Below are 17,432 nucleotides of genomic sequence, written 5' to 3' on the forward strand. Positions count from 1 at the left end.
TTAAATAAATGTAAATACAATGCTGCATCTGTGGAAAGTCGATAGAAAATGTTCTGTCGACAATGGAAAGAGAAGGTTCCCCTAAAACCGTCTCGTTAAAGGCCAGTCTCTTTTCGTCCACACGCAGTAATAAGAAGGAATGTGTTATGACAACGGAAAAAGCGGTAACTCGTGAGTGGTTCGATGAGGTAATGGTGCCTTGTTATAACCCTATGGAGATGATTCCAGTTAAGGGTGAGGGTGCACGTGTTTGGGATCAGCAAGGTAACGAGTATATCGACTTTGCTGGTGGTATCGCGGTGAGCTGTTTAGGCCATTGCCACCCTGCGATGGTGAATGCGGTTACAGAGCAAGCCAACAAAATTTGGCACTTAAGTAATGTAATGACCAATGAGCCTGCACTGCGCCTTGCGAAAAAACTGACTGAAGTGAGCTTTGCTGAGCGCGTGTTCTTTGCCAACTCGGGTGCAGAAGCGAACGAAGCAGCGCTTAAGCTTGCGCGTCGCTGGGCAGCGGATGTACATGGCACTGAAAAGTCAGAAATCATCGCGTTTAACCAAGGCTTCCACGGCCGTACTTTCTTTACCGTGACAGTGGGTGGTCAAGCGGCCTACTCCGATGGTTTTGGTCCTAAGCCAGGTGACGTGACACACATTCCTTATAACGATATCGCGGCGCTCGAAGCGCAAATGTCTGAGAAAACCTGTGCGGTGATGATGGAGCCACTACAAGGTGAGGGCGGTATCGTTTCTCCGCAACCTGAATTCGTTCAAGCCGTTCGTGAGCTTTGTGATAAGTACAATGCGCTACTTATCTTTGATGAAGTACAAACAGGTAACGGCCGTACCGGTAACTTTTACGCTTACCAAGGTCTTGGTATCACGCCTGATATTCTGAGCACGGCTAAATCTCTGGGCGGCGGCTTCCCTATCGGAGCCATGCTAACCACAGAAAAACTGGCCGCTCACATGAAGGTGGGAACCCATGGTTCAACCTATGGCGGTAACCCGCTCGCGTGTGCGGTAGCAGAGGCGGTTGTTGATGTAGTTTCTCGCAAGGACGTACTAGAAGGCGTTGCTGAGCGTGAGGCTTGGTTCCGTGAAGGTCTTGAGAAAATCAACGCGAAATATGACCTATTTAGTGAAATTCGTGGCAAAGGCTTGCTACTTGGCGCTGCGCTTAACGAAGAGTGGCAAGGCCGAGCTCGTGACGTATTAGTTGCTGCAGGCCAACAAGGTTTGATGGTGCTGGTTGCCGGTGCCAACGTGGTGCGCTTCACACCATCACTGGTTATCACTCAACAAGAAGTTGAAGAAGGATTAGCTAAACTAGACAAAGCCATTGGTACGCTAGTTTAAGCAGACAGCCGATAAGTCGGCTTTTAGATACTCTCTCGGATTTGGATGTTCCGAGAGAGTTCGCGTCAGGAGGGATTATTGATGCTTGTTGTTCGTCCTATCACTATGTCTGACTACGATGCGCTGCATACTTGCGCGGTAGAATCAGGCCACGGTTTCACTTCTCTTCCCGTTAATGAAGAGCTTCTGACAAACCGAATTACCCACTCTGAATACAGCTTTGCTAAACATGATGTCACGGCGCCTACCGACGAAGGTTATTTGATGGTTGGCTTTGACACCGAAACCGGCGAAGTCGCAGGGACAACGGGTATTGAAGGTGCGATTGGTTGGGATGTTCCTTTCTACTCTTATCACATAAGTACCGTGGTGCACTCATCGCCAAAGCTGAACGTCAACAACGTGGTGAAGCTTTTGACCTTTGGCAACAATTACACTGGCTGTAGTGAAATCTGTACCTTGTTCTTGCGTCCGGAGTTTCGAGGTGGTCTAAATGGACGCCTAATGTCGAAATGTCGCTTCTTGATGATGGCAGAGCACCCAGAGCGCTTTTCTAAAACCATCTTTGCAGAAATGCGCGGCGTGTCGGATGCAGAAGGTAACTCACCGTTTTGGCAGTGGTTACAAGAGCACTTCTTCTCGATCGATTTCACGATGGCAGATTATCTAACAGGTATAGGTAAAAAAGGCTTTATTGCCGACCTAATGCCAAAGCTACCTATTTACATCAATCTGCTGAGTAAAGAAGCGCAAGCGGTTATCGGTCAAGTGCATGAAAATACGCGTCCTGCATTAAAACTACTTGAGAAAGAAGGTTTTACTTGTCGGAACTATGTCGACATCTTCGATGCAGGTCCAACGGTTGAATGCGATCTTCGTAATATCCAAGCGGTACGAGATTCATTTCGCGCTAAGGTGTCGGTCTCTGAGCACACCAGTTCACAGGACTACCTGATTGCTAATACTTCTTTTGAGCACTTCCGTGCGACGGCGGCTAAAGCGGCGTTTGACGCCGAGTCTGGCACCGTATTGTTGTCTCCTGAGGCGGCGGATGCACTGAATGTTGCTGATGGCGACATGGTTCGTATGCTGGCTCAATAAGCGACGTTACTCGCCTCCACAAGCAATAAGATGGCCGCTCACAGCGGCCACATTTAAAAGACCAAAGGAACTTCACTATGTCTCAACAAACTCAATGGATCTCGGGCAACTGGGTAGCGGGTCTCGGTGACGCGTTTCAGTCACTGTCACCATACGACAATAATATTATCTGGGAAGGTCAATCCGCGACGCCAGAGCAAGTAGATCAGGCAGTATCTTCCGCTCGCAAGGCGTTTGTTGAGTGGAAAAAAAGACCGTTTGCGGAACGTGAGGCTATTGTGCTGGCGTTTGCCGACAAGGTTAAAGAACGTAGTGAAGAGATTGCTATTGCGATTGCCAAAGAAACGGGCAAGCCGTTATGGGAAACCCGCACTGAAGCCGGCGCGATGGCCGGTAAAATTGCCATTTCGATACGTGCTTACCATCAACGCACTGGTGAGAACCAACGCGAAGCAGCTGGAAACCAAATCGTCCTCCGTCACAGGCCACTTGGTGTTATGGCAGTGTTTGGTCCTTATAACTTTCCGGGACACTTGCCAAATGGCCATATCGTGCCAGCGCTGTTGGCAGGGAACACAGTGGTCTTTAAACCCTCAGAGCAAACTCCACTAGTCGGCGAACTTGCAATGAAAATCTGGGAGGAAGTGGGACTGCCTGCCGGTGTTATTAACCTTGTTCAAGGTGGTAAAGAGACGGGTATCGCTCTTGCTGATTCGAAAGGCATTGATGGCGTGCTGTTTACTGGTAGCGCCAACACAGGGCATATCCTGCATCGTCAATTTGCTGGTCAGCCTGGCAAGATGCTGGCGCTCGAGATGGGCGGTAACAATCCGCTTGTCGTCAGTGAAGCGTTTGGTGATGTTGATGCGGCGGTGTACACCATTTTGCAATCGGCCTACATCAGTGCTGGACAGCGTTGTACCTGCGCACGACGCCTTTATGTGCCATTTGGTGAAAAAGGTGATCAACTAGTAGAAAGCCTAGTGTCTGCTATTAATAAGATCCGTATCGATGAGCCGTTTGCACAGCCTGCGCCATTTATGGGCCCGCAGATCTCAGAGCAGGCCGCTGACCATATTATTGCAGCGCAAGCTGAGTTGGTGAAGCTAGGCGGTAAGAGCCTAGTAGAAGCAAAACGCTTGAAAGCCGCCTTCGTGACGCCAGCACTGTTAGATGCCACTGATATCGATGAGCTTCCTGATGAAGAGTACTTTGGGCCGCTGCTACAACTGGTGCGCTACGAAACTCTTGAACAAGCGGTAGAGCTGTCCAACGATACCCGATTTGGTTTGTCGGCAGGGCTTATCTCAGAGCGTGATGAGGAGTGGCAATATTTCACAGACCACATTCGAGCAGGCATTGTAAACCGCAACCGTCAGCTTACAGGAGCCAGTGGTGATGCGCCGTTTGGCGGTCCGGGCGCGTCTGGCAACCTTCGTCCAAGTGCGTTTTATGCAGCAGATTACTGCGCTTACCCTATGGCATCAATGGAGGGCGATAACACCGTTCTTCCTGCGACTTTAAGCCCTGGCATCGAACTATAAGGAGCGTGCTATGACTGTTGACGCGCTATTTGGCCACTTGTGGCAAGACTATATCACTCGCCTGTGCCCATCGGCACATAAGGTGCACGACTTGCTTAGAGAAGATGAGTCGCTTATCAATGACCATATTGCGCTGCGAACCTTTAATGTCGCGCCACTGGGTATCGACACAATAGCTAAGCCGTTTCTAGATCTTGGTTACGAGGTCAGTGGCCATTACGACTTTGAAGCCAAAAAGCTGACTGCGATACACCTAGAACATAGCGATGCTTTGCTTCCTAAGGTGTTTATCAGCGAGTTGCGAGTAGAAGAGTGCTCTCAATCGCTTCAAGATATCGTGGCTAAGTTAGTGGCACAGGTGGACAGCGCCAAGCTTTCCTCTGCTGAGTTCTTATATGGTGGCCGTTTGTGGGACTTAAGCTATCAAGACTTACAAATGTTGGCACAAGAAAGTGAGTATGCCTCATGGCTTGCTGCTCACGGTTATGGCGCCAATCACTTCACGGTGAGCGTGAATCAGCTTGACTGCTTTGCCGAAGTAGTTGAGGTCAATCAGCACCTTCGTGATGCTGGGTTTGCGATTAATGAATCGGGCGGGGAAGTGAAAGGCTCACCAGAGGTGCTGCTAGAGCAATCCTCGACCATGGCAGACAAAGTGTCCGTGGCATTTACTGATGGTGATCAGTTGATTCCAGGTGGCTTCTATGAGTTTGCTAAACGTTACCAGCTAGCCGATGGCAGTTACTACCAAGGCTTTGTCGCGGCATCTGCGGACAAAATCTTTGAGAGTACGCATCAGTAACGATAAACCCTACAGCGCCGTCATTGCACTGGCCAGGCCTCTACGCAGAGATGACGGAGGAACAACAGCTCACGTCATTCCTGCGTAGGCAGGAATCTACTTGAGCTTGGGACGCGCTAAAAGAAGACCCCCTGCCTGCGTAGGGGTGACGACTATTTGGGGTTAGGGTGATATCTCAAGGCTCGTCATTCCTGCGCAGGGGTGACGATAAATTTGAAACAAAAAAAGCCACCCGAGGGTGGCTTTTTAAATCTTGTTACGTGCTCTTAGCGAGTACCGTAAACCACGATTGTCTTACCGTGGGCAGAAATTAGGTTCTGCTCTTCTAGCATCTTAAGAATACGACCTACTGTTTCGCGAGAACAACCAACGATTTGGCCAATCTCTTGACGAGTGATCTTGATTTGCATGCCGTCTGGATGAGTCATTGCATCAGGTTGTTTCGCTAGGTTAAGTAGCGTCTGTGCAATACGACCCGTTACGTCTAGGAATGCTAGGTCACCTACTTTTTGGCTAGTCACTTGTAGACGACTTGCCATCTGAGCAGATAAGCGCATTAGAATGTCTGGGTTAACTTGGATAAGCTGACGGAACTTCTTGAATGAGATTTCCGCAACTTCACAAGGTGATTTTGCTCGTACCCATGCCGTACGTTCTTGGTCCTCTTCGAACAAGCCAAGTTCACCGATGAAGTCACCTTGGTTTAGGTAAGACAAGATCATCTCTTTGCCTTCTTCATCTTTAATCAGTACCGCTACAGAGCCTTTGACGATGTAGTAAAGCGTTTCTGCTTTCTCGCCCGCATGAATAAGCGTGCTCTTTGATGGGTACTTGTGAATGTGGCAGTGTGAAAGGAACCACTCTAACGTTGGGTCGGTTTGAGGTTTACCTAGAACCATATATCTTACTTCCTCTGCAGGGTATGCTTGCTGCTTTCCATATTTGTTAGCAAGCCCGTTGGTTAAGACCTACTAGCATAAAAGCACTTTGAAGATGGCGCAAGCGATCTTCTATTTCCTAGAAATAGTATCCTTTTTTGCGCCGCTTTTCTTGATTTTAATCGTGTCAAAAGCGTATTTATCTATACAAAACTGTGCACATGATCACGATACAAAAAACAGGCTGATTTGGCTCACATTTCCTAACCTATTTTTCCCGTTTCTATAAGTTGCTGAAGTATTGGTCTGACGATTAGCTCCATCGCAAAACTCATCTTACCGCCCGGCACTACGATGGTGTTGTGACGTGACATGAACGAACCATCAATCATCGCTAGTAAGTACGGGAAGTCGACATTCTTGATACCACGTAAGCGAATCACCACAAAACTCTCATCCAAACTCGGAATGCCTTTCGCATTGAGCGGGTTTGAAGTGTCCACGGTTGGGACGCGCTGGAAGTTAATGTGTGTGCGTGAAAATTGCGGTGTAATGTAGCTTAAGTAGTCGTCCATCGAGCGAACAATTGAGTCAGTAACCGCTTCTCGAGAGTGACCACGATCGCGGGTGTCTCGTACGAATTTTTGGATCCACTCGAGGTTAACGATAGGCACCATGCCGATAAGCAGGTCAACGTGCTGCGCAGCATTGACATCGCCATCTACAACGCCGCCGTGTAGGCCTTCATAAAACAGCACATCGCTATTCTCTGGCAGGTCTTGCCATGGAGTGAAGGTGCCTGGCATTTGATTATAAGGCACGGCCTCATCGAAGGTGTGTAGGTAGCGGCGGAACTGGCCAGTACCATTTTGCCCATAGTTGCGAAAAAACTCTTCAAGCGCAGGGAAGTCGTTCGCTTGGGGGCCAAAGTAGCTGATGTGTTTACCTTGATCTTTGGCTTTGCGGATCTCGATGTCCATCTCTGGGCGAGTAAAACGGTGAAAGCTATCACCTTCAATAAATGCAGGCTTGACGCTCATCATGTTGAACATCTTGCGAAATGCTTCTGACGTTGTGGTGGTTCCAGCTCCAGAGGAGCCCGTTACAGCAATGATCGGGTGTTTTGCTGACATGACACTTCCTGTGTATTTGTAATTGTCGTTATAAATTTGCTAACTCACATAAGGAGTTAGACCTTGTAGGCCAATTTCAGTTCAATAGCCTTTCAATATAGCAGCTACTTGCGCAGCTACCGAAAAATTACAGCGAGCGACGCGATTTAATGTCGACGGTTTCGTGCAGTTCAGAGAAAACGATGACGGCCTCACCGCTTTCGAGCTGGCTACGAACATGGCGAACTTTATCATCTAGCGATATTTCCGACTCACCATAGTCGGTGCCTTCGCGCAGCACGAACTCTTTAATAAGGTTATCTAGCGTGTCTGCGTCAATCTGTTGCCATGGGATGATCATAAATACCTCTCAATTCTATGACCGCAGGATTATAGCACTGCTGATTCACAAAGGGATCTATCGCTGTTTTTGGCTAGTCAATAAAGTGTCGGTAGTAGCTTGGTAAGCTCTCTTCTAACCAAAAGCGCGGGCGTCGCAAACTACCCGTCATAAAGCCGACATGACCACCTCGATCAAGCAGTTGGTAATTGATATGGCTTGGAAGACTAAAAGTTGGAATGACCTCGTGTGTCATAAAGGGGTCATCCTTGGCATGAATAAACTGAGTCGGTACGGTGATTTCTCTTAGGCGAGGTAGCCCAGAGCAGCGCTGATAGTAGTCGTCGGCATTTTTAAATCCATGCAGCGGAGCAGTGATCAAATCATCGAACTCGTAAAGCTTTTTCATGTTCTTAATGCGCTCTTCGGTCAGTCCGAGGACTTCGCTTAGCAGATGAAGTTTGTTGAGCGCATTCTTTTTCATCGAACTGAGCAGGTAAGAGCGATAGACCTTAGAGAAGCCTTGTTCAATACGTCTAGCACACGCTGCCAAGTCGAGTGGCGCAGAGATGACGGTTGCGCCATCGAGCTTAGTATCATCGCCGTAGTGAGCGAGATAGTTGGTGAGCATATTGCCGCCAAGGGAAATGCCTACGGCAACCTTTCTACTATTTGGGTAACGATGATCCAAAAGCTCAATGAACTGTCTCGCATCACCAATCTCACCGGAATGATAAGCTCTGGCAAGTCGGTTCGGGTTTGGCCCACAGCCGCGAAAGTGCATCATGACCGACAGCCAGCCCTGCTTAGCAAATGCGTGCATTAGCCCGTTGGCATAAGGGCTGTGAAAGCAGCCTTCTAAGCCATGAAATAGAACAAACACAGGTTTGTTTTGGGCACTTTGTCTATGGGGATCTTCACTCCACGCGAGCTCGACAAAGTCGCCATCTGGGGTATCCAGGGTTTCCCATATCGGCTCAAATAACGCTTTGCGTCGTACAAAGCGTGGGATCAGCGTCTGGACGTGTGGATTGGCTAGCCCTTTGGCGGCGATAAAGTGTTTGCTGCTCATAACGTAAATTCACTTACGGGATTGGATTGCAATAGTGCTTTTAGAGTATCTACGCCTAATTGTAGCTGCTCGATCGTTTGTGGCGAGCTCAGCGATAGACGTACCGCAGGCGCTACCGAGCCACCAGGAGGTGCAAACAGCTCGCCCGATTTGACGACAACCCCTTGCTCTGAGGCTCTACTAACAAACTCACTCAGCCGCCAGTGCTCAGGTAGGGTTAGCCAAACGTGAAAGCCGCCTTGTTGATAACGAAGGTCAAACTCGCCTAGCGTGTCTACCGCGATGGCAATACGCTTTTTCATTTCGCTGTGGATGATAGTGAGGTTTCGCTCTGCATCACCAGAGAGCAGCATTTCACAGGTTAGGGCAGTGAGTAGAGGGCTTATCATCCAGCTGTGGTTTTGCAGTGTCATCACCAGATGTTGATGAAGCTTTTCCGGGGCGCTCATATAGCCCACCCGTAGACCGGGTGCGAGACATTTCGAGAAAGCACCAATATGGATAACGCGCTCAGGCGCGAAGTTAACCATGGGAGCCGGGGCTTTTTCTATCAGCAGGCCGTTGATCTCATCTTCAATCACGTAGACATCATAAGACTCACAGATGCGCAAGATATCGCGGCGGCGCTCTTCAGACATAATGGCAGTGGTAGGGTTTTGCAGCGTTGGCGTTAAGTAGATAAATCGCGGCGAGTAGCGCTGGCAGCATACCTCCAACGATTCTGGCGTTATGCCAAATTCATCCATGTCCACGCCTTTGAGCGTCAATTGATTCTGACGTGCCAAACTAATCACACCCGGGTAGGTGTACTTTTCGACCAAGACGGTATCGCCCGCACGAGTGAAGGTGTCGAGTACCATCTGAATCGCATGCTGCGCGCCTGAACTAAATAGCATCCTATGTGCGGGAAGTTTGATGCCTTTATTATTGAGCCAATTGGCGACTATGGTTCGGTGAGCATCCAGTCCGGCGGGGGGGTGATAGAGCATCAATTGGTTGAGGTGCGAGTTCGAGCTTGAGATGCGCTGCATAGCTTGTTTTAGCATATCGCTTCTGTCGAGCAGAGGCGGAATATTATAACCAAAGTTCATTTCACCTTGCGCCACCGTGCTTTGCTCGAATACCCAGCTGGGTTTATTGGTATCAGAGACATAGGTGCCAGCACCGACTTTTGCTTCCACCAAGCCCCTTCGTTCTACTTCCGCATAGGCTCGGGTAATCGTTCCTACCGTGACACCGAGCTTATCTGCAAGCCAACGGTGAGTGGGTAGTTTACTGTTTGCTTTGAGAGCGCCATCTTCGATCATTGTGGCGATCTGATCAGCGATCTGTTTGTAGATCGGCGCTGGATCTTGCTTGAATACTGTAATCGTCTCGATTGTCATGGTGACAATAAACCCTTTGCGTCTGCTGTATGGCTTTGTTAGGGTTATTTTGTGCTCGAATTAACAATAAATCAACGTATTTATGGAAATTGTATCGATACAATTTTTATCATAGAGGGAGAAAAGGGATGGATTGGTCATTTTTGCTATCAGTGGCATTGTTTGCCGTGGTCATGACGGGGACACCGGGTCCTAACAATGTCATGTTAACTGCGTCGGGTGCTAACTTTGGCTATGTTAGATCGATCCCGCACTTTGTTGGGATTGGTCTCGGTCTGATCAGCTTGATCTTATTGAATGGCGCAGGTCTCGGCGTGATCTTCCAGACTTACCCGATGGTTCAGGAAGTTCTTAAATGGCTGGGTAGCGCGTATTTGCTGTATTTGGCTTGGCGAATTCTGACCGCAGGGATCAATAAGGGAGAATCTGATAGTAAAGCCAAACCTATGACCTGCTTTGAAGCCATGACATTTCAATACTTGAATCCAAAAGCTTGGGTGATGTCGGTAACCGCCGTGAGTTCATTTGCATTGAGCGGTGACTACTATTGGTGGTCGCTGGTGGGGATCTCGGTGATCTTTTTGCTTGTTCAGATACAAACGTCGTCGGTATGGGTGGGGTTTGGCACCTTTATCCGCCGCTGGCTGGCAACACCTACTGCATGGCGCCGCTTTAACTCCAGTATGGCGCTGCTTACTGCATCATGTGTGGTGTTTATTTGGTAGCGAGTTCGCTGACTGGCTTGGAGAAAATAAGCCCGAGGTGCTCAGCGCCAAGTTGGCGACAGTAGCCGAGTACAAGTGCCTCATCCTGTTTGGGGCTGAGCGTTAACGCATTAATGCAATCAACAAGGTCGGATTGCTGTTGCTTCTCAAGGCTGAGTTCAAACTCAAGTGCTTCACGATATAAACTATCAACCACACTGTGCTTGAGCTGACGGCGAATATCGCGAAATTGATGTAGCAGTTTTTCAGTGCGACCGAGGCAGGATTGGACGTGATGCCAATCCTCGGCGTTGAAGCGAAGTGCCTGTTCGTCTAGGCACTTCAGTAGCAACAGCAAATTGACGTTGCCGTGGTAGTGATTTTGCAGATTTAAGCACGCCTCTTTTACCTCTCGCACCCCGTAGTACTGCAGGCTGAACTGCCATAGGTGCTCTAGAGTGAGATTTGAAGATGCGTGCTCGCGGGTCATGATTGATTGAATTCCTGTTCCATCTGCTCAAGAACTTCTTGCTGCACCATCCAGTCCATTTCGACTTCTTCAAGTTCGGATTTGCTGGAGGCTTGTTTGGCAAGTACTTCATTAAGTTTAGCTTTATTTTCCGCATCATACAGAGAAGTATCAGACAATTGCTCCTCTGCCTCAGCGATGAGGGCGGATAACTTATCCATTTTTTCCTCAAGCTTTGTCAGTGTTTTGCGAATTGGCGCGGTTTGCTTACGAAACTCGGCGTCTTTGCGTTTTTGCTCTTTCTTAGCGGCTGCACTGTTATTTGAGGCTTTATCTGGCTCATTGGCTTGAGCCTCTTTACGCTCAATTTTTTGCTGCTCTGTCAGCCACTTATAGTAGTCAACGAGGTCGCCATTAAATGGCGCTACCTGACGATCGTGGACTAGGTATAGGTCATCGGTGGTCGCGCGCAGTAAGTAGCGATCGTGGCTGACGATGACCATGGCACCTTCAAAGGTTTGCAGAGCCAGTGTTAGTGCTTGGCGCATATCCAGATCAAGGTGGTTGGTCGGTTCATCGAGTAGTAATAGGTTTGGTTTTTCCCATACAACAAGCGCTAATACCAGTCTGGCTTTTTCACCACCGGAGAACGGCGCGACTTTTTCAAGCGCTTTGTCACCTTGGAAACCAAAGCTTCCCAAGTAATCACGAAGCTGCTGCTCGGTGTGCTGCGGCGCGATCTGCATCATATGTTGCAGCGGCGTCTCTTCTGGGTGCAGGGTTTCCAGTTGGTGCTGAGCAAAGTAACCAATTTTAACGCCTTGAGAGTAATTAAGATCGCCCTCTTTAGCGCCAAGCTCGCCTGACAGCAGTTTGATCAGCGTGGATTTACCTGCGCCATTACGACCTAAAAGACCAATTCGGCTACCTGGAACCAGGTTTAGACGGATCTTTTCAAGAATGATGTTGTCATCGTAACCCGCCGAAACCTCATCCATCATGATGATTGGATTTGGCAGTGCCGCAGGCTCTCTGAATTCGAAGCTAAATGGATTATCAAACTGAGCTGGCAGCACTTTTTCCATGCGTTCCAGCGCTTTGATACGGCTTTGCGCTTGGCGTGCTTTCGATGCTTTATAGCGGAAGCGGTCAATGTACTTCTGCATATGCGACATCTGCTTTTGCTGCTTCTGGTATTGAGCTTGTTGCAAGATGAGTTTTTGCGCGCGCTGTTCTTCAAACGAGGAGTAGTTGCCCGTGTACTCGTTTAGCAGTTGATTCTCGATATGGATAATGCGGCCAACGATTGGATCGAGAAAATCTCGGTCGTGCGAGATCAAGACAAGTGTACCTGGGTAGCTTTGTAGCCAGCGTTCAAGCCACATTACGGCATCTAAGTCCAAGTGGTTGGTTGGTTCGTCGAGCAGCAGTAGATCTGAGCGGCACAATAGCGCCTGCGCTAGGTTAAGGCGCATACGCCAACCACCCGAGAATTGAGTCAGATTCCAGGTCATCTGCTCTTGGCTAAAACCCAGACCGTCGAGAAGCTCTGCGGCGCGAGCACGGATGCTGTAACCGCCAATGACTTCGATTTTGCCATGCAGTTCAGCAACCAGAGTACCGTTGTCTTGTTGCTCTGCGTCAACAAGCTTTTGTTCAAGTGCGCGATACTCTCGATCGCCATCAATCACGTATTCAATAGCGGTGCGCTCTAGTGCTGGGGTTTCCTGTGCGACCCAAGCGAGCTCCCAATGGGATGGCTGACTAAATGAGCCTGCATCAATGGAGAGTTCGTCTTTGAGCAGCGCAAACAGGGTGGATTTACCACAACCGTTTTTGCCGACTAGACCCACTTTGTCACCAGGGTGAATGGTGGCAGAGGCTTGGTCGAGCAGTGGTTTACCGCCGCGAAGCAATTGAATATCAGAGAAGGTGATCATAAGGAAACAACTAGCTAGTGATTGAAATTTCGACCCACGAATACTATGAGGAAAGCAGCGAAATGTCGATCATTATCCCTTGGGAGAAGGCATAAATAGCAAGGCAATCAGGGGCAAACTAACCTGCACGAACGATGAAGTTTGGTATATGATGGAACAAACTGATAACAAAAACAGAATGATTTCAATAACAATCATCACTGTCTACCCTTAAAGATTAGGGTAAAGAAGAGTGACTGACTCTCGCTGTTGTTAGAGAGCAGTTTACGAAGTCGTAAGTATGGAGATGGTTTTCAAGGAATGACGTCAGAATTACAACACTTAAACCAATCCCCAAAAGTTCTGGTGATCTATGCGCACCCAGAGCCACAAAACTCTATCGCCAATCAGGTGATGCTCAAGAAAATCCAATCATTGGATAACGTCACCTTGCGTGATTTGTATGCCCTGTATCCTGATTTCTTTATTGACGTCAATGCTGAGCATCAGATGCTACTTGAACACGATGTGATTGTGTTTCAGCACCCACTTTATATGTATTCCTGCCCATCGCTGCTCAAAGAGTGGATTGACCGAGTGCTGGGCAAAGGCTTTGCGTTTGGTGATGATTGTGCCTTGGAAGGCAAATATTGGCGCAGCGTGATTACCACAGGCGGTAAAGAATCGGCCTTTAGCCAGTCTGGCTATAACAAGTACCCACTTGAGCAGATATTGCAGCCGTTTGAGCTCAGTGCAGCCTTGTGCAAAATGCACTGGATGGAGCCTTTGGTTCTCTACTGGTCACGCCGTGTGGATGATATGGATCGCTATCAGCATGCCGAGCTCTACAGGCAGTGGTTGATGCATCCCTTTGATGAGTCATTGATGATGTCGTCGCTTACGGCAAAGGGGGCAGCTGATGGCAATGGAGAATGATTTCTTACAGAGTGGTGTGATATTTCTCTCTGCGGCAGTGGTGGCTGTGCCGATTGCTCAGCGCTTGGGCCTAGGAAGTGTGCTTGGCTATTTGTTGGCGGGCGTAGCGATTGGCCCTTGGGGACTGGGTCTTATTAGTGATGTCGACGAGATCCTTCATTTCTCCGAGTTTGGCGTGGTGCTGCTACTGTTTTTAATAGGTCTTGAGCTAAACCCCAAGAAGCTTTGGCAAATGCGGGTACCAATACTTGGTCTCGGTGGGGCACAGGTATTAGTGACGACTTTGGTGTTATCGGCCATCGCCTCACTGTTTGGTCTGACTTGGCAGACCAGCTTGGCGATAGGGATGGCTTTAGCACTCTCCTCTACCGCGATTGCATTGCGAGTGATAGAAGAGCAAGGATTAGCGGGCGGAGAAACAGGGCAATCAGGTTTTGCAGTGTTGCTGTTTCAAGATATCGCCGTGATCCCTATGCTGGCGTTGATCCCTGTATTGGCTGGCAACACCGCAGGTAACTGGGGTGACATCTTGTGGATGCTCGCAGGTGTGCTTGGGCTGCTAATCGGTGGTCATTACTTAATTCGACCTCTATTTCGCTATGTCGTGATGAGCGGAGTGCGAGAACTGTTTACGGTGGCGGCGCTACTACTGGTGATCGGTATTGCAGCCTTTATGCAAAAGCTGGGTCTATCGATGGCACTTGGCACCTTTTTGGCAGGGGTGCTATTGGCTGAAAGTGAATATCGTCATGAGCTTGAGATAGCCATTGAACCGTTTAAAGGTCTATTGCTTGGTCTGTTCTTTATTGCGGTGGGGATGGCGGTCAATTTAGGACTTTTGGTCTCTGAGCCATTCAAGGTGCTGTTGGCTGTTGTGTCACTGGTGGTTATAAAAGGCCTAATACTTTACGTGTTAGCAAGGTTGTTTGGTATTCGCCCTAAAGCGCGCAGTAAGATGGCGGCGATATTGAGCCAAGGTGGTGAGTTTGCTTTTGTTATTTTTACCGCCGCGAGCGCGCAAGGTTTGTTACCTGCTGAAGAGTCCGCTTTTCTATTGGTGGTGGTGAGCTTGTCCATGGTGACCACGCCATTGCTATTGATGGCACAGGAAAAGTGGTTTGAAAAATCTCTGAACCAAGAGCAGGAAACCACAATTAAAACCGATGTCGAAGACAGGCAGCCACGAGTCATCATTGCTGGTTTTGGTCGTTTCGGACAAATCGTTGGTCGTTTGATGTACGCCAACAAGGTCAAAATTACCGTATTAGAGAGTGATGCGAGCCAAATTCATCTGTTAAGGAAGTATGGCTACAAAGTATTTTATGGGGATGCCACTCAACTAGACCTGTTGCGCGCTGCTGGCGCAGACAAAGCCGAAGCCATTATTGTCTGTACCGACTCGCCGGAAGAGATCATGGAAGTGGTGGATATGTGCCATAAGCACTTCCCGTCACTCAAGGTTCTAGCGCGTGCTCGAAGTCGTGTGGAAGCCTATCAATTAATGAACCATGGTGTGGATCGTTATTCTCGAGAGACTTTCTTGGGGGCGCTTGACTTAGGTCGCCAAGCTCTTATTGAACTGGGTTTTCATCCTTATGAGGCCAAACGCGCAGAAGCGCATTTTAAAAAGTTGGATAATTCCATGCTCAAGGAGCTGCTGCCGCAGCACAGTGAAGATAAACAACTGGCGCAACGTTCAAAAGAAGCTCGTAAAGAGCTTGAAGAGATCTTTGGCCGTGAAATGGAAAAAGACCGTCAGTCTCGCAATTTTTGGGATTAGGAAGTCAGGTCGTCTGGATAGTAGGAAGTAACATGAGCAGTACCAAGAAACGTTTTATCGCCGGGGCAAGCTGCCCGAAATGCTCCACTCAAGACAGTTTGCGCTGGTGGATAGAGAATAATGTTGAGTGGGTAGAGTGTGTGGATTGTGAGTTCACCGAGCAGAGAACCCCTAAAGCTGTAGAAAAATCTGAACGAAGTGATGAAGAATTAATCGGTATTTTTAAGCCGGAATGATTGAGTTTCTATTTTCTATCCCCATAATATGCTCACACGCCGCCTAACGGCGGCATTGTTTTGATAAGACTAGGCGAAGTTAAGTGTTTAGTCTTAGTGCCAATCCTTTGGAGTATCCATGAAAATTGCTAACAACGCAGTAGTAAGCCTAGCGTACCAAGTAAAAACTGAAGACGGTGTGGTTGTTGACCAAGCAACTGTAGACGCACCTCTAGATTACCTACACGGCCACAACAACCTAATCACTGGCTTAGAAAAGGAACTTGAAGGCAAAGAAGCGGGTGACAAGTTCACGGCAACTGTATCTCCAGAAGAGGCATACGGCGAGCACAATGACGCGCTAGTTCAGCGTGTACCAGCGAACGTATTCCAAGGCGTTGACACAATTGAAGTGGGTATGCGTTTCCTAGCGGATACTGACCAGGGTCCAATCCCAGTAGAAGTAACAGAAGTTGATGGCGACGAAGTTGTGGTTGATGGTAACCACATGCTAGCTGGCCAAACACTAACGTTTGACGTTGAAGTGGTAGCACTTCGCGATGCAACAGCAGAAGAGATCGAGCACGGTCACATTCACCAAGGTGGCGATAGCTGCTGTGGTGGCGAAGGTCACGGTGAAGAAGGTGGCTGTTGTGGTGGTGAAGGCCACGGTGAGAAGAAAGAAGACGGCTGCTGCGGTGGCGGCGGTTGTGGTTCTCACTAATCACACGCTTTTCAAAGGCCTCCCATTGGGAGGCCTTTGTCGTTTATAGTACTCGTAAAATATAACGAAGAATAAGGAAGTGATGTATGACTCAGCCTTTTGCTATCGCAATTCACGGTGGTGCCGGTACCATCCTTAAAACGCAGATGAGTGATGAGTTAAAGCAACAGATACTCGATGCGCTAAGCCGCTCAGTAAAAGCAGGGGCTGCGGTATTGGAAGCGGGTGGTGATGCCCTCGATGCGGCAGTGGCAGCTGTGCAGGTTATGGAAGATTCGCCGCACTTCAACGCTGGTAAAGGCTCGGTGTTGACTCACAATGAGATGGTCGAGATGGATGCCTCTGTGATGCACGGCGCTCAGCAAGATGCAGGTGCGGTGGCCGGTGTTAGGCACATTAAAAACCCGATTGCACTTGCTCGCGATGTGATGCGCGACAGTGACCACGTGCTCTTGATTGGCGAAGGCGCAGAAAAATTTGCTTTTGAGCAAGGCCATGAGTACACAGAACAAGACTATTTCTTTACCGAGCGCCGCTATGAGCAGCTTCAATCTATGAAAGAAAAAGGGCTGTTTGCGCTATCGGAATCAAAATATCCTGATGATAAAAAGTACGGCACGGTAGGTGCGGTGGCGCTGGATATGCAAGGCAATTTGGCGGCAGCTACCAGCACAGGCGGCGTGACCAATAAGAAATATGGCCGTGTCGGCGATACCGCCATTATTGGTGCAGGCACCTATGCGGAGAACAACAACGTTGCCGTATCGACTTCGGGCATGGGGGAGTACTTTATCCGTAAAACCGTAGCCAGTGATGTCGCCGCGCGCATGCGTTATCTCAAAGAAGACGTACATACAGCCTCAGAAAGCGTGATACAGGGTGAACTCAAACAGATGGGTGGAGAAGGTGGCCTTATCGCCATCGACGCAAGCGGTGACATGCATTTTGCAATGAATAGTTCTGGGATGTACCGAGCGTCGATTGATGCGGAAGGTGCGCTGACCGTTAAGATATACGCTGATGAGTAACTGCTTGTTAGCTCCTAGGTTTTTGGTTCTAGTATCTAGGGCCAAGAACCAATCCCCCTGCTCTT

Annotated in this window: 17 protein-coding genes; 10 read left to right on the forward strand and 7 right to left on the reverse strand. The window is 48.8% G+C overall.

Annotated features, from left to right (window positions below; all coding sequences use genetic code 11):
• Positions 1-146 precede the first annotated feature (146 nt).
• From PG915_RS02385 to PG915_RS02400, 4 genes are all read left to right on the forward strand, one after another.
• Complete coding sequence (locus PG915_RS02385) at positions 147-1,358, forward strand: aspartate aminotransferase family protein (protein WP_353497725.1); 1,212 nt, start codon at positions 147-149, stop codon at positions 1,356-1,358.
• Between the two features lie 81 nt (positions 1,359-1,439).
• Positions 1,440-2,459: an arginine N-succinyltransferase gene (gene astA / locus PG915_RS02390; RefSeq protein WP_353497726.1), complete on the forward strand. Its 1,020-nt coding sequence runs from the start codon at positions 1,440-1,442 to the stop codon at positions 2,457-2,459.
• A gap of 77 nt (positions 2,460-2,536) precedes the next feature.
• Positions 2,537-4,003 carry a succinylglutamate-semialdehyde dehydrogenase gene (gene astD / locus PG915_RS02395; RefSeq protein WP_353497727.1) on the forward strand — a complete coding sequence of 489 codons (1,467 nt, stop codon included), beginning with the start codon at positions 2,537-2,539 and terminating at the stop codon, positions 4,001-4,003.
• A 10-nt stretch (positions 4,004-4,013) separates the two neighbouring features.
• Positions 4,014-4,805, forward strand: a complete 792-nt coding sequence (locus PG915_RS02400) for a DUF1338 domain-containing protein (protein ID WP_353497728.1) — start codon at positions 4,014-4,016, stop codon at positions 4,803-4,805.
• A 266-nt stretch (positions 4,806-5,071) separates the two neighbouring features.
• Here PG915_RS02400 and crp read toward each other — a convergent pair whose 3' ends face one another.
• From crp to PG915_RS02425, 5 genes are all read right to left on the reverse strand, one after another.
• Complete coding sequence (gene crp / locus PG915_RS02405; protein ID WP_004410522.1) at positions 5,072-5,704, reverse strand: cAMP-activated global transcriptional regulator CRP; 633 nt, start codon at positions 5,702-5,704, stop codon at positions 5,072-5,074.
• A gap of 242 nt (positions 5,705-5,946) precedes the next feature.
• A complete protein-coding gene (locus tag PG915_RS02410; protein WP_353497729.1) occupies positions 5,947-6,816 on the reverse strand; it encodes a phosphoribulokinase in 870 nt (289 codons plus the stop codon).
• A 127-nt stretch (positions 6,817-6,943) separates the two neighbouring features.
• Complete coding sequence (locus tag PG915_RS02415) at positions 6,944-7,156, reverse strand: YheU family protein (RefSeq protein ID WP_353497730.1); 213 nt, start codon at positions 7,154-7,156, stop codon at positions 6,944-6,946.
• Between the two features lie 73 nt (positions 7,157-7,229).
• Complete coding sequence (locus PG915_RS02420; protein WP_353497731.1) at positions 7,230-8,207, reverse strand: hydrolase; 978 nt, start codon at positions 8,205-8,207, stop codon at positions 7,230-7,232.
• Positions 8,204-9,592 (reverse strand): PLP-dependent aminotransferase family protein, encoded by a 1,389-nt coding sequence (locus PG915_RS02425; RefSeq protein ID WP_353497732.1) that lies wholly within the window; start codon positions 9,590-9,592, stop codon positions 8,204-8,206. The genes PG915_RS02420 and PG915_RS02425 overlap by 4 nt, the downstream gene beginning before the upstream one ends.
• 128 nt (positions 9,593-9,720) lie before the next feature.
• Between PG915_RS02425 and PG915_RS02430 the strand changes: the two genes are divergently transcribed.
• The gene (locus tag PG915_RS02430) at positions 9,721-10,317 is read left to right on the forward strand and encodes a LysE family translocator (RefSeq protein WP_353497733.1); all 597 of its coding nucleotides are present in this window, start codon (positions 9,721-9,723) and stop codon (positions 10,315-10,317) included.
• Here PG915_RS02430 and PG915_RS02435 read toward each other — a convergent pair.
• Both PG915_RS02435 and PG915_RS02440 read right to left on the reverse strand, forming a co-directional pair.
• Complete coding sequence (locus PG915_RS02435; RefSeq protein WP_353497734.1) at positions 10,307-10,786, reverse strand: TIGR02444 family protein; 480 nt, start codon at positions 10,784-10,786, stop codon at positions 10,307-10,309. The two genes, PG915_RS02430 and PG915_RS02435, sit on opposite strands and share 11 nt — an antisense overlap.
• Positions 10,783-12,705 (reverse strand): ABC transporter ATP-binding protein, encoded by a 1,923-nt coding sequence (locus PG915_RS02440; RefSeq protein ID WP_353497735.1) that lies wholly within the window; start codon positions 12,703-12,705, stop codon positions 10,783-10,785. Before PG915_RS02440 ends, PG915_RS02435 begins: the two co-directional genes overlap by 4 nt.
• 300 nt (positions 12,706-13,005) lie before the next feature.
• Between PG915_RS02440 and kefG the strand changes: the two genes are divergently transcribed.
• The 5 genes from kefG to PG915_RS02465 all read left to right on the forward strand — a co-directional run bounded on the left by kefG (position 13,006) and on the right by PG915_RS02465 (position 17,367).
• A complete protein-coding gene (kefG, locus tag PG915_RS02445; RefSeq protein WP_353497736.1) occupies positions 13,006-13,620 on the forward strand; it encodes a glutathione-regulated potassium-efflux system ancillary protein KefG in 615 nt (204 codons plus the stop codon).
• A complete protein-coding gene (kefB, locus tag PG915_RS02450) occupies positions 13,604-15,400 on the forward strand; it encodes a glutathione-regulated potassium-efflux system protein KefB (protein ID WP_353497737.1) in 1,797 nt (598 codons plus the stop codon). Before kefG ends, kefB begins: the two co-directional genes overlap by 17 nt.
• Before the next feature lie 32 nt (positions 15,401-15,432).
• Positions 15,433-15,636 carry a YheV family putative zinc ribbon protein gene (locus tag PG915_RS02455; RefSeq protein ID WP_338165463.1) on the forward strand — a complete coding sequence of 68 codons (204 nt, stop codon included), beginning with the start codon at positions 15,433-15,435 and terminating at the stop codon, positions 15,634-15,636.
• A gap of 118 nt (positions 15,637-15,754) precedes the next feature.
• Positions 15,755-16,339, forward strand: coding sequence for a peptidylprolyl isomerase (slyD, locus tag PG915_RS02460; RefSeq protein ID WP_353497738.1), 585 nt, complete (start codon positions 15,755-15,757; stop codon positions 16,337-16,339).
• Positions 16,340-16,425: 86 nt separating this feature from the next.
• Complete coding sequence (locus PG915_RS02465; protein ID WP_353497739.1) at positions 16,426-17,367, forward strand: isoaspartyl peptidase/L-asparaginase family protein; 942 nt, start codon at positions 16,426-16,428, stop codon at positions 17,365-17,367.
• The last annotated feature ends 65 nt before the right edge of the window (positions 17,368-17,432 follow it).

Source organism: Vibrio sp. CB1-14 (assembly GCF_040412085.2).
Taxonomy (GTDB): domain Bacteria; phylum Pseudomonadota; class Gammaproteobacteria; order Enterobacterales; family Vibrionaceae; genus Vibrio; species Vibrio chaetopteri.